The organism is Kitasatospora sp. NPDC033851 (genome assembly GCF_055576085.1).
Window position 1 is genome coordinate 1 of record NZ_JBVIRL010000032.1, and the last position, 22,805, is coordinate 22,805.

Sequence of the window (22,805 nt, forward strand, 5' to 3'; positions counted from 1 at the left end):
TACTGCAGGGGGGACCCTGTGGGAGAGTAGGACGCCGCCGAACAATCATTCAGAAGAACCCCCATCCGGATCCCGGATGGGGGTTCTTCGCGTTTCCCGGAAAATCGGCCGGACCCCGCCGGCCGGCCCCTGCCGAGTGACCCCCGCCAAGTGGCTGGTCCACCGTCAATATGCCGCTAAAACCGCCTGATCAGTGCATTGATCAGCGGAAAATCGCTGCTCACGCCGTAGTCTCGAAGGGGCGGGGAACAGGTGTCCGGGGGTGGCTCCCGGGCATGGCCGGATCAAGAATGGTGCTCATGGGACGAGGCAGGCTGCGCATCTACCTCGGGGCGGCCCCCGGGGTCGGTAAGACGTACGCCATGCTCGCCGAGGCGCACCGGCGGCACGAGCGCGGCACGGACGTCGTGGTGGCGTTCGTGGAGGACCACGGCCGCCGGCGTACCGCGGACATGGTCGCCGGGTTGGAAGTCGTGCTGCGGCAGCAGGTGGTGCACCGGAGCGCGCGGTTCTCCGAGATGGACCTGGACGCCGTCCTCGCCCGTCGCCCGCAGGTGGCGCTGGTGGACGAGCTGGCGCACACCAACGTGCCCGGCTGCCGCAACGAGAAGCGCTGGCAGGACGTCGAGGAGCTGCTGGCGGCCGGGATCGATGTGATCTCCACCGTGAACGTGCAGCACCTGGAGTCGCTCGGCGACGCCGTCGCGGGCATCACCGGAGTGCGTCAGCGCGAGACGGTCCCGGACGAGGTGGTCCGGCGGGCCGATCAGATCGAGCTCGTGGACATGTCCCCGCAGGCGCTGCGGCGGCGGCTGGCGCACGGGAACGTGTACGCGCCGGAGAAGATCGACGCGGCGCTCGCCAACTACTTCCGCCCCGGCAACCTGACCGCGCTGCGCGAGCTGGCGCTGCTGTGGACCGCCGACCGGGTGGACGAGTACCTGCAGAAGTACCGGGCCGAGCAGGGCATCGAGGGCACCTGGCAGGCCCGGGAGCGGATCGTGGTGGGCCTCACCGGCGGAGCCGAGGGGGCGACGCTGATCCGCCGGGCGGCCCGGATCGCGGCCAGGGTCTCCGGCGGTGAGCTGCTCGCCGTGCACATCTCCCGTTCGGACGGCCTGGTGGGCTCCGGCTCGCCGCAGACGCTGATCGAGCAGCGCGCGCTGGTGGAGAGCCTCGGCGGCTCCTTCCACGCCGTACTGGGTGACGACCCGGCCGCCGGGCTGCTGGACTTCGCCCGGGGCGTGAACGCCACCCAGATCGTGCTGGGCACCAGTCGGCGGCCCGCCTGGCAGTACCTGTACGGGCCGGGCGTCGGCACCACGGTGACCCGGGAGGCCGGGGACATCGACGTCCACATGGTCACCCACGAGCACGCCGGGCACGGGCGCGGCAGGATTCCGGTCCGCCGGATCACCGACCTGGGCCGGACCCGGACCATCGCCGGCTGGTTGATCGGCCTGGCCGGTCCGCCGCTGATGGCGATCGTCCTGACGGCGATCGGCGGGCTGGGGCTCTCCACCGACATGCTGCTGTTCCTGTCGCTGACGGTGTGCGCGGCGCTGGTCGGTGGGCTGCTGCCGGCGATCGGCTCGGCGCTGGTCGGCTCCTCGGTGCTGAACTACTACTTCACGCCGCCGCTGCACACCTTCACCATCAACGAGCCGCAGAACATCATGGCGGTGGCGATATTCACCATCGTCGGCATATCGGTGGCGTCCGTGGTGGACCTGGCGGCTCGCCGGACCCACCAGGCGGCCCGCAGCCAGACCGAGGCGCAGACGCTCAGCGCGCTGGCCGGCACGGTGCTGCGGGGCGCGCCGAACGGGGACGGGGTGCTGACCGCGCTGATGGAGCAGGTCCGGGAGACCTTCGGGCAGGAGAGCGCCGCGCTGTTGGAGCGCCCGGAGCCGCTCGGCCCCTGGGTGCCGGTGGCCACCGCCGGGCCGCGGCCGCCGGAGCGGCCGGAGACGGCCGACGTGGACGTCCCGGTCGGCGAGAGCCTGGCGCTGGTGCTGCGCGGCCGGGTGCTGCCCGGGGCGGACCGGCGTCTGCTCGGGGCCTTCGCCGCGCAGGCCGCCGTGGTGCTGGAGCGCCGCCGGCTGTCCCGGGAGGCCGTCGCGGCCAGGCGGGAGGCCGAGGGCAACCGGATCCGTACGGCTCTGCTGGCCGCCGTCTCGCACGACCTGCGCACCCCGCTGGCGGGTATCAAGGCGTCGGTGAGCTCGCTGCGCTCGGCGGACGTCGACTGGGATCCGGAGGACGAGGCCGAGCTGCTGGCCGGGATCGAGGACGGCGCCGACCGGCTGGACCACCTGATCAACAACCTGCTCGACATGAGCCGGCTGCAGACCGGGACCGTCACCCCGCTGATCCAGGAGACCGACCTGGACGAGGTGGTGCCCTACGCGCTCGGCGGGGTGCCGCCGGACTCCGTCCGTCTGGACGTGCCGGAGACGCTCCCGATGATCCGGGCCGACGGTGGGCTGCTGGAGCGCTCGCTGGCCAACCTGGTGGAGAACGCCGTCAAGTACAGCCCGGACGGCGTCAAGGTGCTGGTCAAGGCCGATGCGCTGGTGCAGCCGGGGGTGCCGGGCCGGGTCGAGCTGCGGATCGTCGACCGCGGGCCGGGGGTGCCCGAGGAGGCCAAGGAGAAGATCTTCGCGCCGTTCCAGCGCTACGGCGACGCGCCGCGCGGCGCCGGCGTGGGTCTCGGGCTCGCGGTGGCGCGCGGCTTCGTCGAGGCGATGGACGGCAGCGTCACCGCCGAGGACACCCCCGGCGGCGGCCTGACCATGGTCGTCAGCCTGCCGGCCGTCGAGCGGCCGCCCGAGCCGGCGGAGTCGCCCGAGCCGCCGGAGCCGGGTGAGCCGAACGGCGGCGGGAGCGGCGCGGTCTCGGAGCTGATCACATGAGAAGGAAAGCCGAAAGCCGAAATCCCGTTCCACAGTCCTCAACTCACGACAAGCCCTGAAAGGCGGAGCCCGTAAATGACCCGGGTCCTCGTCGTGGACGACGAACCGCAGATCGTCCGCGCGCTGGTGATCAACCTCAAGGCCCGCAAGTACGAGGTGGACGCGGCCCATGACGGCGCGAGCGCCCTGGAACTGGCCGCGGCCCGCCATCCGGACGTCGTCGTCCTCGACCTCGGCCTGCCCGACATGGACGGGGTCGAGGTGATCCGCGGGCTGCGCGGCTGGACCCGGGTGCCGATCATCGTGCTGTCGGCCCGGCACGCCTCGGACGAGAAGGTCGAGGCCCTGGACGCCGGCGCCGACGACTACGTCACCAAGCCGTTCGGCATGGACGAGCTGCTCGCCCGGATGCGGGCCGCCGTGCGGCGGGCCGAGCCGGTGGCCGGGGAGGCCGACTCGCTGGTCGTCACCGAGAGCTTCACGGTCGACCTCGCCGCCAAGAAGGTCAACCGGGACGGCGCCGACGTACGCCTCACCCCGACCGAGTGGCACCTGCTGGAGGTCCTCGTCCGCAACGCGGGGCGGCTGGTCAGCCAGACCCAGCTGCTGCAGGAGGTGTGGGGCCCGGCCTACCGGACCGAGACCAACTACCTGCGGGTCTACCTCGCCCAGCTGCGCCGGAAGCTGGAGCGGGACCCCTCGCACCCGCGCCACTTCATCACCGAACCGGGAATGGGATACCGGTTCGAGAGCTGACCGCCGTTGCCCCCGGCGGCCGTACGACCTGCCGCCGGGGGCCCGGAAACCGGTACCCTTCCGACATGAGTGGTGACAACAGCAGTGGCCAGCCGCAGGGGCGGTTCCGCCGCATGCTCAGTCGGCTGACCTCCTCGGCCGAGGAACTGGACGCCGAGGACCTGCGTCAGGAGAGCGCCGCGGAGTCGGGATGCAGGCCGATCGCCGGCTGCGCGGACCGCGACCTGGTCACCGTCGCGGGCACGCTGCGCACGGTGACGCTCCGCCCGCGGGCCGGGGTGCCGGCCCTCGAGGCCGAACTCTTCGACGGCACCGAGGCCTTGGACGTGGTCTGGCTCGGCCGTCGCTCGATCGCGGGCATAGAGCCCGGCCGCAGGCTGGTCGCCAGCGGTCGGATCAGCCACGCGCGCGGGCGCCGCGTGCTGTTCAACCCCCGCTACGAGCTGCGTCCGGTCGGACACGGGAGCGAATGAGCGTGAGCAACCAGCCCGGCGGCGATGCCGCCCAGCTCGACCTGGCCCACGACGCGGCGGCCGAGGAGGCCGCCCGCAAGGCCGCCTCCAAGGAGGCCGCCGACACGGTCATGAAGGCCTTCGGCGGCGTGCGCGGCATGATCGACATGACGCTGCCCGGCCTGGTCTTCATCGTCACGTACAACCTCACCCACCAGGTCAGCACCTCGGCCTGGGCCGCGCTCGGCCTGAGCGCCCTGTTCGTGGTGGCCCGGCTGGCGAAGCGGGAGACCATCCAGCACGCCTTCAGCGGGGTGTTCGGCGTCGCACTCGGCGCCTGGATCTCGATGAAGAGCGGCAAGGCCGAGGACTTCTACCTGCCCGGCCTGCTCTGGAACGTCGCCTACAGCCTCGCCCTGGCGGTCTCCGCGCTGGTGCGCTGGCCGATGATCGGGGTGATGCTCGGCCCGATCACCGGCGAGATGTTCACCTGGCGCAAGGAGAACCCGGGTCGGCTCGCCGCCTACACCAAGGCGACCTGGGCCTGGGTGGTGATCATGGGCCTCAAGCCGGTGATCCTCTTCCCGCTGTACTTCACCCACAACGTCAACCTGCTGGGCTGGCTGAAGGTCGCCCTCGGCATCCCGCCGATGCTGCTGGCGATGTACGTCACCTGGCAGATCCTGCTGAAGGCGCCGCCGCCGATCAAGGCGCCGCTGGACGACGAGGAGGAGCCGGCGAAGTAGCCGTCTCCGCACGGCCGAGGGCCCGCACCCGTTCGGGTGCGGGCCCTCAGCCGTGTTTCGGGGTCCTACCGTCCTACTGGGCGCCGGAGGTGGCCGACAGCAGCTCCTCCAGCTCCTCCTCGCGCTCCTGGGCGGCGACGAAGAGCAGCTCGTCGCCGCCCTCCAGGGTGTCGTCCTTGCCCGGCACCAGCACCCGGCCCTCGCGGATGATGGTCACCAGCGCGGTGTCCTGCGGCCAGGCCACGTCGCCGACCCGGGTGCCGACCAGCTCGGTGTCGGAGGCCAGGGTCAGCTCGACCAGGTTGGCGTTGCCCTGGCTGAAGCGCATCAGGCGGACGAGGTCGCCGACGCTGACCGCCTCCTCGACCAGGGCGGACATCAGGCGCGGCGTGGACACGGCCACGTCCACGCCCCAGGACTCGTTGAAGAGCCACTCGTTCTTGGGGTTGTTCACCCGGGCGACCACCCGCGGCACCGCGTACTCGGTCTTGGCGAGCAGCGAGACGACCAGGTTGACCTTGTCGTCGCCGGTCGCGGCGATCACCACGTGGCAGCGCTGCAGGGCGGCCTCGTCCAGCGAGGTGATCTCGCAGGCGTCGGCCAGCAGCCACTCCGCCATCGGCACCCGCTCCACCGAGATGGAGTTGGGGTTCTTGTCGATCAGCAGGACCTCGTGGCCGTTCTCCAGCAGCTCGCCCGCGATCGAGCGGCCCACGGCACCGGCCCCGGCAATGGCGACCCGCATCAGTGACCCTCCTCCTTCGGCCCCTGCGCGAACGCGGCCTCGACGGCCGTCAGGTCGGCCCGGCGCAGCATCACGTGCACCAGGTCGCCCTCCTGCACCACCATCTGCGGCGTGGGCAGGACGCCCTCGCCGAGCCGGGTGACGAACGCCACCCGGGTGCCGGAGGCCTCTTCCAGCAGGCCGATCCGGTGGCCGACCCAGCGCGGGTCGTACGCGACCTCGGCCAGCTGCACGCCGCCGCTCGGGTCCTGCCACAGCGGCTCGGCGCCGCTCGGCAGCAGCCGGCGCAGCATCTGGTCGGCGGTCCAGCGGACCGTCGCCACGGTCGGGATGCCCAGGCGCTGGTACACCTCGGCGCGGCGGGGGTCGTAGATCCGGGCGGCGACGTTCTCGACGCCGAAGTTCTCCCGGGCCACCCGCGCGGCGATGATGTTGGAGTTGTCGCCGCTGGAGACCGCGGCGAACGCGCCGGCCTCCTCGATGCCCGCCTCGCGCAGGGTGTCCTGGTCGAAGCCGACACCGGTCACCCGGCGCCCCTTGAACCCGGCGCCCAGCCGGCGGAACGCGGTCGGGTCCTGGTCGACCACGGCCACCGAGTGGCCCTGTTTCTCCAGCGCTCTCGCGAGGGCGGACCCCACGCGGCCGCAGCCCATGATGACGATGTGCACCGGCGCTACCTCACCCGTTCCGTCGGGGTACTGACCTGCGCAAACACCGTTCATCTCCCTTTCTCGCCCGGCTGTCCGGGACGAGCGTTCTCGTGGGGCGCCGGCCTCGGCAACACCCGACAATCCGAGTGTTGCCCACCGACTCGTATCCGACACGCTAGCCGGTCCATAGAACGCAGTCGCGACGAAGGGGGGGACAAACGGCGGAGCCTTGTCCGGGAAGCCCCTACGATTCCTTAACGTGCCTATGCCGAAAGACCTTCCGAAACGCATCCTGATCGGGCGCGCGCTGCGCAGCGACAAACTGGGCGAGACCCTTCTCCCGAAGCGGATCGCGCTGCCCGTGTTCGCCTCGGACGCGCTCTCCTCGGTCGCGTACGCCCCCGAGGAGATCCTGCTCACCCTGTCCATCGCGGGCACCTCGGCGATTCACTTCTCGTGGCAGATCGGCCTCGTCGTCGCGATCGTCATGCTCGCCGTGGTGGCCTCGTACCGGCAGAACGTGCACGCCTATCCGAGCGGCGGCGGCGACTACGAGGTCGCGACCGTGAACCACGGGCCCAACTCGGGCATGGTGGTGGCGGCCGCCCTGATGGTCGACTACGTGCTCACCGTGGCCGTCTCCACCACCTCGGGCGTGGCCAACGTCGTCTCCGCCGTTCCCTCGCTCCGCGGCCACGAACTGACCCTGTCGGTGATCGTGGTCGTCCTGCTGATGGGCATGAACCTGCGCGGTGTGCGCGAATCCGGTACCGCCTTCGCCGTTCCCACCTACGCCTTCATGATCGGCGTCATCGGGATGGTCGGCTACGGGGTGTTCCGGCACTTCGCGCTCGGCCAGGACATGCCCGCCGAGAGTTCCGGCTTCCACCTCATGCCCACGCCCGGCAACGGTTCGCTGGCGGGCTTCGCGATGGTCTTCCTGCTGCTGAAGTCCTTCTCCTCCGGCTGCGCCGCGCTCACCGGCGTGGAGGCGATCTCCAACGGCGTGCCGGCCTTCCGCAAGCCCAAGAGCAAGAACGCCGCCACCACGCTGCTGATGATGGCGAGCATCGCCGTCGTGATGTTCATGGGCATCATCTGGCTGGCCCGCCTCACCGGCGTCCAGATGGCCGAGAACCCCGCCGAGCAGCTCGGCGGCGCCGCCTCCGACTACCACCAGAAGACCGCGCTGGCCCAGATCAGCGAGGCGGTCTTCAACAACTTCACGCCCGGCTTCTACTTCGTCGCCGCCGTGACCGGCCTGATCCTGGTGCTCGCCGCCAACACCGCCTTCAACGGCTTCCCGGTGCTCGGCTCGATCCTGGCCCAGGACCGCTACCTGCCGCGTCAGCTGCACACCCGCGGTGACCGGCTGGCCTTCTCCAACGGCATCATCCTGCTGGCGATCGCCGCGATCCTGTTCGTCATCGCCTTCGACGCCGACCCGAACCGGCTGATCCAGCTCTACATCGTCGGCGTCTTCGTCTCCTTCAACATGAGCCAGTCCGGCATGATCCGGCACTGGACCCGGCTGCTGCGCACCGAGGCCGACCCGGCCAAGCGCCGCCACATGCAGCGCAGCCGGGCGATCAACACCTTCGGCCTGGTGATGACCATGGCCGTGCTGATCGTCGTCCTGGTCACCAAGATCAGCCACGCCTGGATCGCGATCGCGGCGATGGTCGTGCTGTTCGTGATGATGAAGGGCATCCGGCGCCACTACGACCGGGTCTCCGCGGAGCTCATCGCCGCCGAGGAGGCGGACGACGTGGTGCTGCCCACCCGGGTGCACGCCATCGTGCTGGTCTCCAAGCTGCACAAGCCGGCGCTGCGCGCCCTCGCGTACGCCAAGCTGGCCCGCGCCCACACCCTGGAGGCCCTCACGGTCAACGTGGACCCGGCCGACACGGCGGCGCTGCGGCAGGAGTGGGACGAGCGCGGCATCGAGGTGCCGCTCAAGGTGCTGGACTCGCCGTTCCGCGAGATCACCGGGCCGATCCTGGACTACGTGAAGAACCTGCGGCGCAGCAGCCCGCGCGACGTGGTCTCGGTCTATATCCCCGAGTACGTGGTCGGCCACTGGTACGAGCACCTGCTGCACAACCAGAGCGCGCTGCGGCTCAAGGGCCGACTGCTGTTCAAGCCCGGTGTGATGGTCACCTCGGTGCCTTGGCAGCTGGAGTCCTCCGAGCGGCGCAAGCCGCAGAAGGCCTGGTCGGCGCCGGGTGCCGTCCGGCGTGGCGAGCCTCGGGCGCCGAAGGCCGTAAAGTCGAAGGATTCCGTCTCCACCGGTGCGAGCGCCGGCGACACCTCCGACCGCAGCAAGGACTCCTCCCAGTGACGCGCAACACTCCGCCCCGCTCCTCGGGCTCCTCCGGCAAGGGCTCCCACCGGGGCGGCTCCAAGCCCGGGCAGGTCGCCCGGCCGCGCTGGGGCCGGCCGTCCCGTCCGGAGGCCACCGACCGCGACGGCCTGACCGCGCGCACCGCGCCGGTCGTTCCGGGGGAACCGACCCCGTCGGAGGACCGGACGCCGGTCCGGGACGCGGGCGGCAAGAACGCGGGCAAGGGCACGGCCGGCAAGGGCGCCGGGAAGGGCGCTGCGAAGGGCGCGGGCGGCAAGGGTGCCGAGAAGGGCCCCGCCGGTACCGGCGGGGCCGCTCGGAAGGCGCCGCGCAAGCAGGCGGTGCGGCCGCCGAAGGCCCTGCGCACCGCCGCGCGGGTGCCGCGATCCGAGACGCCGTCCGGCGAGCCGCTGGCCGGACAGCGGTACGAGGTCGAGATCGGCCCGGTCGCGCACGGCGGCGGGCACTGCGTGGCCCGGCACGAGGGGCGGGTGCTGTTCGTGCGGCACGCGCTGCCCGGTGAGAAGGTCGTCGCGCTGGTGACCGAGGGCACCACCACTTCGCGGTTCCTGCGGGCCGACGCGGTGGAGGTCCTGGAACCCGCCAAGGAGCGGATCGAGGCGCCGTGCCCGTTCGCCGGACCCGGCAAGTGCGGCGGCTGCGACTGGCAGCACGTCACCCCGGGCGGGCAGCGCAAGCTCAAGGCGGCGGTGCTGACCGAGCAGCTGGCCAAGCTGGCCGGGCTCACCCCGGCCGAGGCGGGCTGGGACGGCAGCGTCGAGCCGGTCGGCGGCAAGCTCCAGGCCGGGGAGGTGCCGGCCTGGCGTACCCGGGTCCAGTACGCGGTGGACCCGGAGACCGGGAAGGTCGGCCTGCGCAAGCACCGCTCGCACGACCTGCAGCCGGTGGACCGCTGCCTGATCGCCGCCGAGGGCGTCACCGAGCTGGGCATCGAGGCCCGGGACTGGCCGGGCGTGGCCTCGGTCGAGGTGTTCGCCGCGTCCGGCTCCTCGGACCGCCAGGTGGTGCTGACCCCGCGGCCCGGCGCCCAGCTGCCGCTGGTCGAGCTGGACAAGCCGGTGTCGATCGCCCGGGTGGACGAGCAGGGCGACGTGCACCGGGTGCACGGGCGCAGCTTCGTGCGCGAGCGGGCGGCCGGGCGGACCTGGCGGATCAGCAACGGCGGTTTCTGGCAGATCCACCCGGAGGCGCCGGACACCCTGGTCGACGCCGTGCTGGACGGCCTGGACCCGCAGTGGGGCGAGAACGCGCTCGACCTGTACTGCGGCGTCGGCCTGTTCGCGGGCGCGCTGGCCGACCGGGTCGGCGAGGAGGGCGCGGTGCTCGGCATCGAGTCCGCCAAGCAGGCCGTGGTCGACGCCCGGCACAACCTGGCCGCGCTGGACAACGTGCGGATCGAGTGCGACCGGGTCGAGACGCTGCTGCCGCGCACCGGCATCACCGCCACCGACCTGATCGTCCTGGACCCGCCGCGTTCGGGCGCCGGGCGCGAGACCGTGGCGCACCTGGTCGGCCTGGAGGCGCGCCGGATCGCGTACGTGGCCTGCGACCCGGCGGCGCTCGCCCGGGACCTGAAGTTCTTCAGCGAGGGCGGCTACCGGCCGGTGTCGCTGCGGGCCTTCGACCTGTTCCCGATGACGCACCACTTCGAGTGCGTGGCGATCCTGGAGCCGACCGGGAAGTGACCCGTTCGGCCTAATCGGCCGATTCGGCCTCATCGGTAGGTTCGGTCGGTCTGACGCTGGTCGGAGGCTGGTCGGACTCAGGAGGCGGTACCCGCTCGGCGGGTGCCGCCTCCTCGTCGTTGCACGGCGGGGCAGGGCAAGGCAGGGCGGGCCGGATCGGGCCGGTCAGGGCTCGTTGTGTTCCTCCTCGTCGGCGCTGTGCGGAAGGTCGATGCCGTGCTGGGAGGCGAGCCGGAGGAGCGAGGCGACCCGGCCCTCGTACGCCTGGACGCCGTCGGCGTCCCCTTCGGCCCGCGCCGCCATGAGGTCCCGGCGGGCCTGGGCGAGCTGCTCGCGCAGCTCCTGGTCGAACATGGCTGTCATTGCCGGCCTCCACACCGGTCGGTGCCGCTCAGTGGATCGCTCAGGGGAGTTCAGAGTCCCGGATGGTGAAGGACTCTTCAAGTCTCGCTCCTCCTGCCGGGGGTGGGGTGGCGGTGGGCGGGTATGGGAGATGGGCGGCCCGGAGCGGTGGCGGGTGACGGCTTCGGCTGCGGATGGCGGGTTCGACCACGGCTTCGGTGACGGGGAGGTTGCGTGGGGGCGTGCGGCAGGTGTGCGGGCGGTGGGCGTGCGCCCTTGTTGTGCTAGCACTTCGGCGCTAGCTTGAAGGGCATGGCCAAGAAGCAGCTGAACGTCCGTGTGGACGCCACGACCGCGGAGATGGCCCGGGAACGGGCGGAGCAGCAGGGGATCAGCATGAACCAGTACATCGAGCGCCTGGTCCAGCAGGACATGGGCGAGTCCGGCCGGGCCTTCGTCGACGCGGCCGCGCAGTTCATGAAGGAGTACGAGTCGGCCTTCCTCGCCGAGTTCGGGGAGCCGGGCGATATCCAGGACGTGCGCCGTTGAAACTGGAGGTCGACCTCTCGTGGCTGCTCATGACCGCCGAGCAGTACACGCCCGGTGACCCGCAGGTCACCGACTACGGCTCGCTGCTCGCGGCCGTCACCCGGCACCAGGCCGAGATATTCGACATCGCGGTCTACCCCGAGCCGCAGGACCGCGCCGCGGCGCTGATGCACCAGCTGATCCGGGTGCCGGCCCTGGAGAAGACCAACGAGCTCTTCGCGACCGCCGTCGCGTACGCCTACCTCGTCGCCAGCGGCTGCACCGTCGCCACCACCGCCCGCGAGGTGCGCAGCCTCTCCCGGGCCATCCGCGAGGGACGGCTCGGGGTGTCCGGCGTCGCCGAGCGGCTGGCGGCGTGGGTGGTGGACGAGGCCGAGGGGGAGGGTGTCACCGGGGCGGACGAGGAGGACGAGGACGACGACTGACCTTCGTGGCCGTCGTCCCCATCGGCCCCATCGGCCGCATCGTGGCTGCTGTCCCCGCCGTCGCCGTCGTGTCTCGCTGGGGTGTGTCCGCTGCGCCACCGGCCCGGCTAGGCCTGGGGCGAGGCGGGCTCCGCGATCAGGGCCGTCGCGAACAGGCGGAAGCCGGCCCGGCGGTAGATCCGGGCGACGTCCTCGTCGGAGGCGGACAGGAACACCGTCCGTACGCCGTTGGCCCGGGCGTGAGCGACCAGGGCCGCCGTGACCGCGAGGCCCAGGCCGCGCCGACGGGCGGAGGGCAGGGTGCCCACGCCGACCAGCTCGCCGACCGGGCCCACCGGGTTGTACTGGCCGGCGGACAGGACGTCGCTGCCGTCCAGCGCGGCGGCTAGGGCGGTGACGCCGTCGGTGATCCGCTGCACGGTCCGCGCCACCCCGCCATCGGCCGTCAACCTCGCCGCGCTCTCGGCCAGTTCGGCCGCGCCGGCCGCGCCGATGGCGGTGCCCGGGGCGCCGAACGCCACGTGCGGAACGGCCACCGCCTCGGCCAGCTCGGGCGCGTCCGCGGCCAGTACCCGCACCTCGACCCCCTCCGCCGGTACCGGCGCCGGGGCCGGCTCGTCCTGCGGGCCCAGCACCAGCAGCGGGTGCTCGTGCACCGTCAGGCCCGCCGCTTCGGCCGCCGCGCGCAGCTCGGGGTTCTGCTCGGCCACCCACTCGAAGGCCTCCGGAACGCCCAGCTCGCGCTGCCGCTCCAGCACCCGGCGGACGTCCTCGGCGGTGGCGGCCGGGCCGTCGTGACCGAGCGTCGGGCGGGCGTAGTAGTGCCAGCCGGTCTCGCCCCTGCGGACGAAGAGGGTCAGCGGGCCGAAGTCCTCAGTACGGGCGGCGCTGCGCGGTACGGCGTCGTAGTAGTGCTCGATCTCGTCGAGCAGCGGGCGGTCGGGAGCATGATCGTCAGAAGTCACGGCGTGCATCCAAGCAGGCGCGCGGGTGGGCTGCCACCGATTTGCGGGCGCCGATCCGGCCGGTCGGGGGTCGGACGGGAGCGCTTCGGGCGGCGATTGTTGCCGAACGCTTACCGGTCCGCAGCGATCTTGTGCGCACACAGCGTGCATGCTGATGCTTTTACAGCTCTGCCGAGGGGGACGGCGGACGTCTGAACTCGGCGAGGCAAGGGGGAAGACAGGCCCATGAGGCTCTGCTTTCTGGTGGAGGAACACTACCGGCACGACGGCATGCCGCTCGATGTGGCACGCCAACTCACCGCGTGGGGGCACCGGGTCGACGTGCTGCGCCCCGGGGACTCGCTGCTGGCGATCTCCGAGGCGGTCCGGGCCGGCAGCCACGACGCCTGGGTGCTCAAGACCGTCTCCGGCGGGCCCGGGCTGACCCTGCTGGAGGCGGCCGCCGCCGTCGGCCTCACCACGGTGAACGACGTGCGCTCGATCCGCGGCGTCCGGGACAAGGCGCTCGCCGCGGTGATCGGCCGTACCCGAGGGCTGCCCGTCCCGGTGACGTACGCGGCCGCGCGGTGGGAGCGGCTCGCGGAGATCCCGGCGGCCGAGTACCCGCTGGTGGTCAAGCCCGCCGACGGCAGCTCCGGGCGCGCCGTCCGGCTGGTGCGCAACCCCGACCACCTCTTCGAGGTCGGGCCCGAGCTGGCCGGGGAGGGGCTGCTGATCGCGCAGCCGTACGTGCCGAACTCCGGCACCGACCTCAAGGTGTACTGCGTCGACGGCGACCTCTTCGCGACGGAACGTTCCTCCCCGCTGCACCCCGGGCAGGGCGTGCGGGAGCGGCAGGTGCCGCTGCCGGCGAGCGTCGCGCGGATCGTGGCGCAGGTCGGCGAGGTGTTCGGGCTGGACCTGTTCGGGGTCGACGTGCTGCTCGGGCCGGACGGGCCGGTGGTGGTCGACATCAACGACTTCCCGAGCTTCCGGCAGGTGCCGGACGCCGTGGCGAGGGTCGCCCGGGCGGTGCTGCGGCTCGCGCGCAGCGGGACGGCCGTCTCGGTGCCCGGCGAGCCCGCCGCCGCACTGGTGTCGGCGGGCGGGGTGCCGTACGGGCAACTGGGCTTCGGCGAGGGGGAGCTGCTGTGAGGGTCGGGCTGATCGCCGGGGACCCGGGGCACCCGGTGCTGGCGGCGACCGCCGCGCTGCTGGTGGAGCGCGGCCATGAGGTGGTGGCCGTTCCGCCCGTGGGGCCGGTCGGGGAGGCCCCGGGACTCGCGGACCTTGCGGGACTTGCGGGACTCGCGGACCTTGAGGGACTTGCGGATGTCTACCTGCTCAAGGCTCGTACGCCCCAAGCGCTGGCGCTGGCCGGTGAGTTGGAGCGACGGGGCGCGCCGGTGGTCAACTCGGCGGCGGCGACGGAACTCTGCCAGGACCGGGTGCGGATGGCCGACCTCGCGCGTGCCGCCGGACTGCCGTTCACGGCGACGGTCGACGCCGGACGACTGGGCGAACTCGCCGTCCCCGCCTACCCGTTCGTGGTCAAGAGCCGGCACAGCAGGCGGCGCGACCTGGTCGCGCGCGTCGACGGCCCGGACCGGCTGCGCGAACTCGCCGAGCGCTGGGCCGAGGAGCCCGTCGTCACCCAGCCGTTCGTCCCCGGGACCGGCTGGGACCAGAAGCTGTGGGTGATCGACGGGCAGGTGTTCGCCGCCCGGCGGCGGTCCGAGCTCGCCTCCGAGTCGGGGGAGTCGGGGCCGGCGGCGGACTGGGAGCCGCCCGCCGAGCGGGCAGCGCTCGCGCTGCGCGTGGGCGAGGTGTTCGGGCTCGACGTGTACGGGGTCGACCTGCTCGACGGGCCGGCCGAGCCCGTCATCGTCGATGTCAACGCCTTCCCCGGGGTCCGGGGTCGGCCCGGCGCGCCCGAGGCGCTCGCCGGGCTCGCGCTGCGGGTCGCGGCGGAGCAGGGGCGACCGCTGGTGGGGCGGGGGTGAACGCCGGCGGAGCCGGGCCGGCTGCTGGTGGGGCCGGGGTACCAGGCCGGACGCCGGGCCGGTTCGCACGGTCAGGCAGGAGGGGTCGTTAGGCTGGCTGGCGCCCCGACCGGCCGGGGCGCACGGCGAGAGAAGACGGAACGTTGCTGCAGGACATCGAGCGCTACCTGGCCTGCCCCCTCTGCGCGCAGGCCCTCACCCGGCACGACCGCAGCCTGCGCTGCACCGCCGGGCACAGCTTCGACCTCGCCAAGCAGGGCTACGTCAGCCTCCTCGCCGGCGACGCCCACACCGGCACCGGGGACACCGCCGAGATGGTCGCCGCCCGCGCCGACTTCCTCGCCGCCGGGCACTACCGGCCCATCGCGGACGCCCTCGCCGAGGCCGCCACTGAGGCCGCCCTCGACGAGGCCGCCGCCGCCGCGCCCGCCGGTGAGCCCGACGGGCTGGTCGCCGACCTCGGTGCCGGCACCGGCCACTACCTGGCCCACGTCCTCGACGCCCTGCCCGACCGGGTCGGCGCCGCCCTCGACATTTCCAAGTACGCGCTGCGCCGCGCCGCCAAGGCGCACCCGCGGATCGGCGCCGTCGTCTGCGACGCCTGGCGCCCGCTGCCGCTGCTCGACGGCTCCGCCGAGCTGATGCTCAACGTCTTCGCCCCGCGCAACGGGCCGGAGATCCGGCGGGTGCTGCGCCCCGGCGGCACCCTGCTGCTGGTCTCGCCCACCGCCCGACACCTGCGGGAACTCGTCGACGCCCTGGGGCTGCTGTCGGTGGACGAGGAGAAGCAGCGGCGGATCGACGAGAAGCTCGGCCCCTACCTGACGCCGGTGGGGCGGCGGGAGGTCGAGTTCACGCTGCGGCTCGGCCCGCAGGACGTGCGTACCGTCGTCGGCATGGGGCCCAGTGCCTGGCACACCGATCCGGAGCGGCTCGGTGCCGCGCTCGCGGCGCTGCCGGACCCGGTCGAGGTGACCGCCTCGGTGACGGTGGCCGCCTACCGGCGCTGAGCGCTTCGGGGCAGCTCGGGCCGCTTCGGGGCGCGAGCGGGGTGGGCGGTCAGCGGGTCGGGGTGGGGCGCCACGTTGGGATGAATCTGCCGTGCAGGCACGTTTCTGCCGGTCGGCCTGAGGCTAACGTCCGACGGGTGAACCGCGACGCCACCAGGCCTGCCGGGCCGGCCCCCCTCCGACCGGACGCCCCAGGGCCCGACCGGCCGCCCGTGCCACGCCCCACCGTCGAGGAGCTCCGGCTCACCTCGTTCAAGTCCTACCGGCGTGCGGTCCTGCCCCTCGCGCCCCTCACCGTGCTGCACGGGCCCGCCGGGGTCGGCAAGTCCAACGCCCTCGACGCGCTGGCGGTGCTGTCCCGGCTCGCGCTCGGCGAGGAGATCGCCGACTCGCTGGACGGGCTGCCCGACCGCACCGGCCCACTTGCCCTGCCCGTCCGGGGCGGACTGGACGGTTGCGTCCCGCACGGGCGGGACGCGATCATCCTCGGCTGCACCGTCCGCTCCCCGCACGGCCGGATCCGGCTCGACGTCGTGATCCGCACCGACGGCCCGGTCCGGATCGCTCGGGAGTCGCTCACCCTCGACGGCCGGACCCTCGTGGACACCGGCGAGCAGGACGTCCGCAACCGGCGGGTCAACGTCTGCTGGCACAACGACACCCGGCAGGGCGACATCCGGGCGCCCTTCCCCAGCGGCACCATGATCACCGCGCAGCTGCCGCTGCGGGTCGCGGGCTCCTCGGCCGGCGAGTGCCTGGTCCTGGCCGCCACCGAGGACCTGCTCACCGCGCTGCGCGAGGTCTTCCCGCTGCACCCCGTCCCCGCCCTGATGCGCGGCTGGGCCCGGGCCGACCCGCAGGCCCGGCTGCGCGGCAACGCCGCCAACATCTCCGCCGTCATCGCCCGGCTGGGCAACGAGTGCCCGCGCCGGTACGGGCAGCTGCTGCGCGTCGTGCAGTCTGCCGCGCCGCACCCACTGCTCGGGCTCACCGTGGCCGAGCGCGAGAGCGACGCGGGCGTACGGCGCGTCCTGGCCGTCTTCGACGAAGGCGTCCTCGGGCGCACCGGCGCCGACCAGGCCTCCGACGGCATGCTGCGCCACCTCGCCTTCGCCGCGGTGCTGCTGACCGGGGCCGGGGTGCTCGACCTCGACGTGGCCGCCGAGGTGCCGTGGGCGCACCGGCAGCTCATCGTGCTGGCCGAGGACCTGGGGGCCGGGCTCTCCACCGAGCAGGCCGCCTCGCTGCTGCGACTGGCCCGGGAGATGGCGGAGCGCAGCCAGCTCCGGGTGGTGGCCGCGCTGCAGGAGCCGGCGGCGGCACGGGAGGCACTGGGCGGTGCGGGCGAGGTGCGGTCGGGGGACGTTCGGGCGGCGGACGTTCGGGCGGGCGAGGTGCGGTCGGGTGCGGTGGTGGTCGTCGAGTGCCGGAGGGACCCGGACTCGGGGTTCACGGTGCTGCGGCCGGAGACGGGCCGGGTACCGGTCCAGGGCGGACGCGGGGAGGGGACGGACGGGGCCGCGGAGGGGGAGCGGTCGGCGGTGGAGGGGCCCGGGCCGGCGGCGGGCGGCGATGGGGTAGACCTGGAGGGGTGAGCGAACGAGTGACGGGACCGGGGGAGCCGACCCTGGAGGCCCTGCGGCAGCGGCTGGTGGACTTCGCGGCGGCCCGGCGGTGGGAGCCCTTCCACACGCCGAAGAACCTGGCGGCGGCGCTGAGCGTCGAGGCGGGGGAGCTGCTGGAGATCTTCCAGTGGCTGACGCCCGAGCAGGCGGCCGCGGTGATGTCCGAGCCGGAGCGTGCGCACCGGGTGCGGGACGAGGTCGCGGACGTGCTGGCGTACCTGCTGCAGTTCTGTACGGCGGTCGGGGTGGACCCCCTGGAGGCCCTCGCGGCCAAGATCGAGCGGAACGAGCACCGCTTCCCGGTGCCGGACGGATCGGCTGACGTCAACTCGGACGTGGGCGACCAACCCTTGTGAGGGACAGAAGTTATCCACAACCCCGGACTTGTCCACAGCTTCTGACAAGACGGATGCGGGCCCTCGCCCTCCCTCGCACGCTTACGCCGTGACCACCCGGCCGCCCCCTCGGCGGCCCGGGTCGACGGCGACAGCGAGCGAGAGGAGCGGTGGCCATGGAGGCACTGCGACTGATCAAGACGGCCCGGTACGCCCTGACCGAGGCCAGGCACGTACCGGATGTGCTGGCCGAGGCGCGGCAGGCGGCGCTGCTCACCGAGGCGGTGGGCGCGCGGCTGGCGGAGTCGGAGGACGAGGAGCTCACCGGGCTGGGCCAGCGGCTCTCCGAGGCCGGGGCGCATGCGGCGCTCTGCCTGGACCGCTCCGTCGTCCGGGCCGCCCTGGTGAGCGGCGGCCGGGCCGCGCGGCTCACCGAACTCGGGGAGCCGGCAGCGGCTCTGGGGGCGTTGGACGGGCTGCTGCAGGAGGTCGGGGAGACGCTCGTGGTGCTGGCCTGCGGGGCCGACACCGAGAGCCTCTACTGGACGTGCATCGACGGTGTTGACGCGGTGTCGGAGTGCAAGGACCTGGCCGGGCGGCTGTGGGAGGCGGCGCTCCGGGTCGAGGGGACGGAGTGTGTGGCGCTCGGCGGGGCGGAACCCGAACGGGCCGACTGTGGTTCGCCGTTACTCGTCGTCCGGCTCGGACCGCCGGACGGCGAAGGGTCACCGGACGGCGAAGGGGCACTGGGCGGCGAAGGGGAGCCGGGCAGCGAAGGAGCACTGGACGGCGGCCCTCCGCCGGGCGACACCGGTCCGCCGGACGACATCGGCCCGCCGGGTGAGGGCGGGCCGACGGAACGGCAGCGCGCGGCCGGCTACCGGGTGCCCGGCGCGGCCGTGGCCTCGGAGGTGTCCGTGCCGGTCGGGTAGGGGGTGGGGTCGATGGTCGGGAAGGCGATGGGGTCGGCGTTCCGGGCGCCGGAGGACTGCAGCGCGGCGAGATCCGCGGTGACCGAGGCGAGCAGTTCCTGCATCCGGTCCAGCAGGCTCTTGGGGGTGGCGGGCCCGGCCCAGGCGCCGTCGGCCGAGCCCGTCGGGCTGCTCGGGAGCTGCGGCGTGGCAGATGGTTCGGACATGGCGGGACCTCTTCGGATCGGTGGTGCGGTGTGCCGCAACGGCCAACGACCCGCGCCGGTGGCGGGTCACCGGGCACCACCCGATGCGGTCCGACTCCGGTACGCCGTAAGCCTCCCGGGTGAGCCGGGGTTGCCGCCCCGCCACGGCCTGGGCTAGGCGGCGGCCTGGCGCAGCGCGATGCGGACCGGCACGGCACGGCGGTGAGGAGAAACAGAGGTGGGGGAAGGCGGAGAAGGGGGAGTACCCACCCCTTGCCACTCTCAACGTATAGCGCATGGGGGGTCTTGCGGCAAGGCCCCCGTGGTGCCGCACAATCGCAGGCCTCAGATCGGAGCTGATGCCATGACCCCCCTGACCACCAGCGCGTTCGACCTTCCCGACCGCCTCGTCGCCAAGGCCGACCCGGCGCTGATCGGCGGCGACGAGCGGCACTTCGCCGCCGTCGCGGAGAGCCTCGAGCAGGCGATCGCCGAGCTGTCCGACCGCCTCGACGCCCTGCGCCGGGCGCCGGGCGGTCTGGGCCGGGAGGCGATGGACCGGGACATCGAGGTCCACAGGCTGACCGGTCGGCTGCGCGCCCTGCGCCGCTTCGGCCTGGACCTGTGCCTCGGGCACGTCGTCGGCGCGGACGACCCCGAGCCGGTGTACATCGGGCGGCTCGGCCTCACCGACAGCGAGGGGCGCCGACTGCTGGTCGACTGGCGCTCGCCCGCGGCCGAACCGTTCTTCGCGGCGACCCACGCCGACCCGATGGGGCTGGTGAGCCGACGCAGGTACCGCTGGACCGGCGGCCGGATCGGCGACTACTGGGACGAGGTGTTCACCGCCGAGGCCCTGGAGGGGCACGCCGCGCTGGACGACCAGTCCGCGTTCATCGCGGGCCTGGGCGGCAACCGCTCGGCCCGGATGCGGGACGTGCTGGCCACCATCCAGTCCGACCAGGACGCCATCATCCGGGCCGGCTCCCGGGGCGCCCTCGTGGTCGACGGCGGCCCGGGCACCGGCAAGACCGTCGTCGCGCTGCACCGCTCCGCCTACCTGCTCTACTCCGACCCGCGGCTCGGCCACCGGCGCGGCGGCGTGCTGTTCGTCGGCCCGCACCAGCCGTACCTGGACTACGTCGCCGATGTCCTGCCGAGCCTCGGCGAGGACGGTGTGCGGACCTGCACCGTGCGGGACCTCGTCGCCGAGGGGGCGAAGGCGGGGGTCGAGGCCGATCCGGAGGTGGCCCGGCTGAAGTCCTCGGTCGACCTGGTGAAGGCGATCGAGAAGGCCGTCCGGTTCTACGAGGAGCCGCCCACCGAGGGGATGGCGGTCACGACCTACTGGTCCGACGTCTGGCTGAGCGCCGAGGATTGGTCCGACGCCTTCGACGCGCCGGACCCGGGCACCCCGCACAACGAGGCGCGCGAGCAGATCTGGGAGGAGCTCGCCACGATCCTCATGGAGAAGCTGGACGCGGACGAGGAGGAGGTGTCGCCCGAGCTGTTCCGCCGGTCGCTGCGGCAGGACCGGGAGCTGGTGGAGACCCTCAACCGCGCGTGGCCGCTGCTCGAAGCGGCCGACCTGGTCGGCGACCTCTGGTCGGTGCCCGCCTACCTGCGGATGTGTGCGCCGTGGCTCGACCCCGAGGAGGTCCGCAAGCTGCAGCGCAAGGACGCGCCCCAGGCCTGGACACTGTCCGACCTCCCGCTCCTGGACGCCGCCCGGCAGCGGCTCGGCGACCCGGAGGCGGCCGGGCGGCAGCGCCGGCGCGAGGCCGCGGCTGCCGCCGAGCGCGCCCGCATGGCCGACGTCATCGGGGACCTGCTCCAGGCCGACGACGACGGCGAGGGAGCGGTGACGATGCTGCGCGGACGCGATCTCCAGGACACCCTCGTCGACGAGACCGCCCTGCCCGTCGCCGATCCCGAGCCGCTGGCGGGCCCGTTCGCGCACATCGTCGTGGACGAGGCCCAGGAACTGACCGACGCGCAGTGGCAGATGCTGCTCCTGCGCTGCCCGTCCCGGAGCTTCACCATCGTCGGGGACCGCGCGCAGGCCCGGCACGGCTTCGCGGAGTCCTGGCCGGAGCGGCTGGAGCGGATCGGACTCGACCGGACCACGGTCGCCTCGCTGAGCATCAACTACCGGACGCCGGAGGAGGTCATGGCCGAGGCCGAGCCCGCCATCCGGGCCGCGCTGCCGGACGCCAACGTGCCGACCTCCGTCCGCAGCAGCGGCATCCCCGTCGTGTACGGGTCCGTGTCGGAGCTGGACGACGTCCTGGACGGCTGGCTCGCGGAACACGCGGAGGGTGTCGCCTGTGTGATCGGCGCACCGGACGTCCGGGACCGGCCCCGGGACCGGCCCCGGGTCCGGTCGCTGACCCCGGAGCTGTCGAAGGGGCTCGAGTTCGACCTGGTCGTCCTGGTCGATCCGGAGGCGTTCGGAGGAGGCATCGAGGGAGCCGTCGACCGCTATGTCGCGATGACCCGGGCGACCCAGCGGCTCGTGATCCTCAGGAGTACGTGAGACCGGGGAGTCGAGAACCGGAGAGCCAAGAACGGACAGAAGGGACAGGAGATACGCGAGGGAGCGGAGGGAGAAACGGGCCGGAACGCCCGTCGCCCGGTCGAGTGACGCGGGTGTCGGCCGACGGTGTCCGGACGCCAGACTGGGGCGATGGACGAGGAGGAATCGCTGGCGTCGTGGGCGGCCAGGCGGGAGCAACGGCTGCGGCCGGTCGGTCAGTTGCGGGCCGTACGGCTCGCGGGCAGGCAGCGGGGCGCCCATGTGGCGCCGGGCGAACCGAGGCTGATCGTGCGCTGGGACGGCTACCAGTGGTTGCCGGAGACGGTGGCCGAGGACTACGCCGCCGCCCAGCGGATCCTGCACGGGATCGAGGGTGACGGCCTGCTGCGCCCCGCCTTCCCGGTGCAGCGGCCGAAGAAGGCGCCGGGGCGCCACCGCAAGCCCCGAGAGGTGTGAGCCGCCGGGCGCCCGGAAATGCGAACGGGGTCCGGCGCCGCCCGGCGCCGAACCCCAACCGCCTCTGCCCGTAGGTCAGTTGTGGGCGTGCAGGTCCGCGTTCAGGCCGCCCCAGGAGCCGGAGCGGGCGATGACCTCGACCGCGCCGGTCTGCGAGTTGCGGCGGAACAGCAGGTTGTCCTGGCCGGACAGCTCGACGGCCTTGGCCACCGTGCCGTCCGGGGTGGTGACCCGGGTGCCGGCGGTGACGTAGAGGCCGGCCTCGACCACGCAGTCGCTGCCGAGCGAGATGCCGATGCCCGCGTTGGCGCCGAGCAGGCAGCGCTCGCCGACCGAGACGACCTGCTTGCCGCCGCCGGACAGGGTGCCCATGATCGAGGCGCCGCCGCCGATGTCGCTGTGGTCGCCGACGACGACGCCCGCGCTGATCCGGCCCTCGACCATGGAGGTGCCCAGCGTGCCGGCGTTGAAGTTGACGAAGCCCTCGTGCATCACGGTGGTGCCGACGGCCAGGTGCGCGCCGAGCCGGACCCGGTCGGCGTGGGCGATGCGCACACCGGTCGGGGCGACGTAGTCGGTCATCCGCGGGAACTTGTCGATCCCGTACACGGCCAGCTGGCCGCCCTGGGCGCGCACCGCGAGGCGGGCCTGCTCGACCTTGTCCACCGGGACGGGGCCGATGCTGGTCCACGCGACGTTGGCCAGCAGGCCGAAGATGCCGTCCAGGTTCTGGCCGTGCGGCTTGACCAGGCGGTGGCTGAGCAGGTGCAGGCGCAGGTACACGTCGTGCGTGTCGAGCGGCTTCTCGTCCAGCGAGGCGATGGTGGTGCGCACGGCGACCACCTCGACGCCACGGCGCGCGTCGGCGCGCAGCGCCTCGGCCGCGCCGGCGCCGAGCTCGGCCTCGGCCTGCTCGGCGGTCAGCCGGACGGTGCCGGCCGGGCCGGGCTCGGCGGCCAGCACGGGGGCGGGGTACCAGGTGTCGAGGACGGTGCCGTCGGCGGCGATGGTGGCCAGACCGGCGGCCACGGCGCCGTTCGCCGGGGAGGTCGATGCGAGGGAGGTGGATTCAGCAGTCACATCGTGCACGTTAACCAATGCTGGGCCCCGGTGCCGAACACGCCCACCGTGCGGACCTGCCCACCGTGC

22 protein-coding genes are annotated in these 22,805 nt (G+C 73.2%); 16 read left to right on the forward strand and 6 right to left on the reverse strand.

Annotated features, from left to right (window positions below; genetic code table 11):
- Positions 1-299 precede the first annotated feature (299 nt).
- The 4 genes from ACZ51D_RS37170 (at position 300) to ACZ51D_RS37185 (ending at position 4,869) form a co-directional block, all read left to right on the forward strand.
- Positions 300-2,915, forward strand: coding sequence for an ATP-binding protein (locus tag ACZ51D_RS37170; RefSeq protein WP_465664740.1), 2,616 nt, complete (start codon positions 300-302; stop codon positions 2,913-2,915).
- Between the two features lie 75 nt (positions 2,916-2,990).
- Positions 2,991-3,671 (forward strand): response regulator, encoded by a 681-nt coding sequence (locus ACZ51D_RS37175; protein WP_049657530.1) that lies wholly within the window; start codon positions 2,991-2,993, stop codon positions 3,669-3,671.
- Between the two features lie 65 nt (positions 3,672-3,736).
- Positions 3,737-4,144, forward strand: coding sequence for an OB-fold nucleic acid binding domain-containing protein (locus ACZ51D_RS37180; protein WP_360504025.1), 408 nt, complete (start codon positions 3,737-3,739; stop codon positions 4,142-4,144).
- The gene (locus ACZ51D_RS37185) at positions 4,141-4,869 is read left to right on the forward strand and encodes a DUF3159 domain-containing protein (protein ID WP_465620027.1); all 729 of its coding nucleotides are present in this window, start codon (positions 4,141-4,143) and stop codon (positions 4,867-4,869) included. The genes ACZ51D_RS37180 and ACZ51D_RS37185 overlap by 4 nt, the downstream gene beginning before the upstream one ends.
- A 73-nt stretch (positions 4,870-4,942) precedes the next feature.
- Here the strand turns inward: ACZ51D_RS37185 and ACZ51D_RS37190 are convergent, their stop codons facing one another.
- Both ACZ51D_RS37190 and ACZ51D_RS37195 read right to left on the reverse strand, forming a co-directional pair.
- On the reverse strand, positions 4,943-5,614 hold the full coding sequence (locus ACZ51D_RS37190) for a potassium channel family protein (protein WP_030060763.1): 672 nt from the start codon (positions 5,612-5,614) through the stop codon (positions 4,943-4,945).
- A complete protein-coding gene (locus tag ACZ51D_RS37195) occupies positions 5,614-6,282 on the reverse strand; it encodes a potassium channel family protein (protein WP_465620029.1) in 669 nt (222 codons plus the stop codon). The genes ACZ51D_RS37190 and ACZ51D_RS37195 overlap by 1 nt, the downstream gene beginning before the upstream one ends.
- Before the next feature lie 247 nt (positions 6,283-6,529).
- On the opposite strand from ACZ51D_RS37195, the gene ACZ51D_RS37200 reads away from it, so the two are divergent.
- Together ACZ51D_RS37200 and ACZ51D_RS37205 are read left to right on the forward strand one after the other, a co-directional pair.
- Positions 6,530-8,605, forward strand: a complete 2,076-nt coding sequence (locus ACZ51D_RS37200) for an APC family permease (protein ID WP_465620287.1) — start codon at positions 6,530-6,532, stop codon at positions 8,603-8,605.
- 380 nt (positions 8,606-8,985) lie between these two features.
- Entirely contained in the window at positions 8,986-10,314 is a 1,329-nt protein-coding gene (locus tag ACZ51D_RS37205; RefSeq protein ID WP_465620289.1) for a class I SAM-dependent RNA methyltransferase, read from the forward strand.
- 165 nt (positions 10,315-10,479) lie between these two features.
- On the opposite strand, the gene ACZ51D_RS37210 is transcribed toward ACZ51D_RS37205, so the two are convergent.
- On the reverse strand, positions 10,480-10,677 hold the full coding sequence (locus tag ACZ51D_RS37210; RefSeq protein ID WP_360504031.1) for a hypothetical protein: 198 nt from the start codon (positions 10,675-10,677) through the stop codon (positions 10,480-10,482).
- A 291-nt stretch (positions 10,678-10,968) separates the two neighbouring features.
- Here ACZ51D_RS37210 and ACZ51D_RS37215 point away from each other — a divergent pair, with 291 nt between their 5' ends.
- Both ACZ51D_RS37215 and ACZ51D_RS37220 read left to right on the forward strand, forming a co-directional pair.
- The gene (locus ACZ51D_RS37215; RefSeq protein ID WP_360504033.1) at positions 10,969-11,205 is read left to right on the forward strand and encodes a toxin-antitoxin system HicB family antitoxin; all 237 of its coding nucleotides are present in this window, start codon (positions 10,969-10,971) and stop codon (positions 11,203-11,205) included.
- Complete coding sequence (locus tag ACZ51D_RS37220; RefSeq protein WP_224284003.1) at positions 11,202-11,630, forward strand: fic family toxin-antitoxin system, toxin component; 429 nt, start codon at positions 11,202-11,204, stop codon at positions 11,628-11,630. The genes ACZ51D_RS37215 and ACZ51D_RS37220 overlap by 4 nt, the downstream gene beginning before the upstream one ends.
- Before the next feature lie 107 nt (positions 11,631-11,737).
- Here ACZ51D_RS37220 and ACZ51D_RS37225 read toward each other — a convergent pair whose 3' ends face one another.
- Positions 11,738-12,595 carry a GNAT family N-acetyltransferase gene (locus ACZ51D_RS37225; protein ID WP_465620031.1) on the reverse strand — a complete coding sequence of 286 codons (858 nt, stop codon included), beginning with the start codon at positions 12,593-12,595 and terminating at the stop codon, positions 11,738-11,740.
- 225 nt (positions 12,596-12,820) lie between these two features.
- Between ACZ51D_RS37225 and ACZ51D_RS37230 the strand changes: the two genes are divergently transcribed.
- The 6 genes from ACZ51D_RS37230 (at position 12,821) to ACZ51D_RS37255 (ending at position 18,479) form a co-directional block, all read left to right on the forward strand.
- Positions 12,821-13,729, forward strand: a complete 909-nt coding sequence (locus ACZ51D_RS37230) for an ATP-grasp domain-containing protein (RefSeq protein WP_360504037.1) — start codon at positions 12,821-12,823, stop codon at positions 13,727-13,729.
- On the forward strand, positions 13,726-14,577 hold the full coding sequence (locus ACZ51D_RS37235) for an ATP-grasp domain-containing protein (RefSeq protein ID WP_465664741.1): 852 nt from the start codon (positions 13,726-13,728) through the stop codon (positions 14,575-14,577). Before ACZ51D_RS37230 ends, ACZ51D_RS37235 begins: the two co-directional genes overlap by 4 nt.
- 143 nt (positions 14,578-14,720) lie before the next feature.
- Positions 14,721-15,587, forward strand: coding sequence for a putative RNA methyltransferase (locus tag ACZ51D_RS37240; RefSeq protein ID WP_465620034.1), 867 nt, complete (start codon positions 14,721-14,723; stop codon positions 15,585-15,587).
- Between the two features lie 212 nt (positions 15,588-15,799).
- A complete protein-coding gene (locus ACZ51D_RS37245; RefSeq protein WP_465620036.1) occupies positions 15,800-17,182 on the forward strand; it encodes an AAA family ATPase in 1,383 nt (460 codons plus the stop codon).
- Positions 17,179-17,568, forward strand: coding sequence for a nucleotide pyrophosphohydrolase (locus ACZ51D_RS37250; protein WP_360504045.1), 390 nt, complete (start codon positions 17,179-17,181; stop codon positions 17,566-17,568). Before ACZ51D_RS37245 ends, ACZ51D_RS37250 begins: the two co-directional genes overlap by 4 nt.
- 155 nt (positions 17,569-17,723) lie before the next feature.
- Positions 17,724-18,479 carry a DUF6099 family protein gene (locus tag ACZ51D_RS37255; protein ID WP_465664742.1) on the forward strand — a complete coding sequence of 252 codons (756 nt, stop codon included), beginning with the start codon at positions 17,724-17,726 and terminating at the stop codon, positions 18,477-18,479.
- On the opposite strand, the gene ACZ51D_RS37260 is transcribed toward ACZ51D_RS37255, so the two are convergent.
- The gene (locus ACZ51D_RS37260) at positions 18,425-18,685 is read right to left on the reverse strand and encodes a hypothetical protein (protein ID WP_360504049.1); all 261 of its coding nucleotides are present in this window, start codon (positions 18,683-18,685) and stop codon (positions 18,425-18,427) included. The two genes, ACZ51D_RS37255 and ACZ51D_RS37260, sit on opposite strands and share 55 nt — an antisense overlap.
- A gap of 343 nt (positions 18,686-19,028) precedes the next feature.
- On the opposite strand from ACZ51D_RS37260, the gene helR reads away from it, so the two are divergent.
- Together helR and ACZ51D_RS37270 are read left to right on the forward strand one after the other, a co-directional pair.
- Positions 19,029-21,200, forward strand: a complete 2,172-nt coding sequence (helR, locus tag ACZ51D_RS37265; RefSeq protein ID WP_465620041.1) for an RNA polymerase recycling motor ATPase HelR — start codon at positions 19,029-19,031, stop codon at positions 21,198-21,200.
- A gap of 150 nt (positions 21,201-21,350) precedes the next feature.
- Positions 21,351-21,656 carry a DUF6087 family protein gene (locus ACZ51D_RS37270; RefSeq protein WP_465620042.1) on the forward strand — a complete coding sequence of 102 codons (306 nt, stop codon included), beginning with the start codon at positions 21,351-21,353 and terminating at the stop codon, positions 21,654-21,656.
- A gap of 75 nt (positions 21,657-21,731) precedes the next feature.
- On the opposite strand, the gene dapD is transcribed toward ACZ51D_RS37270, so the two are convergent.
- Positions 21,732-22,736: a 2,3,4,5-tetrahydropyridine-2,6-dicarboxylate N-succinyltransferase gene (gene dapD / locus ACZ51D_RS37275; RefSeq protein WP_465620044.1), complete on the reverse strand. Its 1,005-nt coding sequence runs from the start codon at positions 22,734-22,736 to the stop codon at positions 21,732-21,734.
- Between the last annotated feature and the right edge of the window lie 69 nt (positions 22,737-22,805).

Bases quoted from the DNA above. Each gene is read 5' to 3' on its own strand.
- ACZ51D_RS37170 (WP_465664740.1), top strand. From the start codon at position 300: ATGGGACGAGGCAGGCTGCGCATCTACCTCGGGGCGGCCCCCGGGGTC.
- ACZ51D_RS37175 (WP_049657530.1), top strand. From the start codon at position 2,991: ATGACCCGGGTCCTCGTCGTGGACGACGAACCGCAGATCGTCCGCGCG.
- ACZ51D_RS37180 (WP_360504025.1), top strand. From the start codon at position 3,737: ATGAGTGGTGACAACAGCAGTGGCCAGCCGCAGGGGCGGTTCCGCCGC.
- ACZ51D_RS37185 (WP_465620027.1), top strand. From the start codon at position 4,141: ATGAGCGTGAGCAACCAGCCCGGCGGCGATGCCGCCCAGCTCGACCTG.
- ACZ51D_RS37190 (WP_030060763.1), bottom strand. From the start codon at position 5,614: ATGCGGGTCGCCATTGCCGGGGCCGGTGCCGTGGGCCGCTCGATCGCG.
- ACZ51D_RS37200 (WP_465620287.1), top strand. From the start codon at position 6,530: ATGCCGAAAGACCTTCCGAAACGCATCCTGATCGGGCGCGCGCTGCGC.
- ACZ51D_RS37210 (WP_360504031.1), bottom strand. From the start codon at position 10,677: ATGACAGCCATGTTCGACCAGGAGCTGCGCGAGCAGCTCGCCCAGGCC.
- ACZ51D_RS37215 (WP_360504033.1), top strand. From the start codon at position 10,969: ATGGCCAAGAAGCAGCTGAACGTCCGTGTGGACGCCACGACCGCGGAG.
- ACZ51D_RS37230 (WP_360504037.1), top strand. From the start codon at position 12,821: ATGAGGCTCTGCTTTCTGGTGGAGGAACACTACCGGCACGACGGCATG.
- ACZ51D_RS37255 (WP_465664742.1), top strand. From the start codon at position 17,724: ATGGAGGCACTGCGACTGATCAAGACGGCCCGGTACGCCCTGACCGAG.
- ACZ51D_RS37260 (WP_360504049.1), bottom strand. From the start codon at position 18,685: ATGTCCGAACCATCTGCCACGCCGCAGCTCCCGAGCAGCCCGACGGGC.
- helR (WP_465620041.1), top strand. From the start codon at position 19,029: ATGACCCCCCTGACCACCAGCGCGTTCGACCTTCCCGACCGCCTCGTC.
- ACZ51D_RS37270 (WP_465620042.1), top strand. From the start codon at position 21,351: ATGGACGAGGAGGAATCGCTGGCGTCGTGGGCGGCCAGGCGGGAGCAA.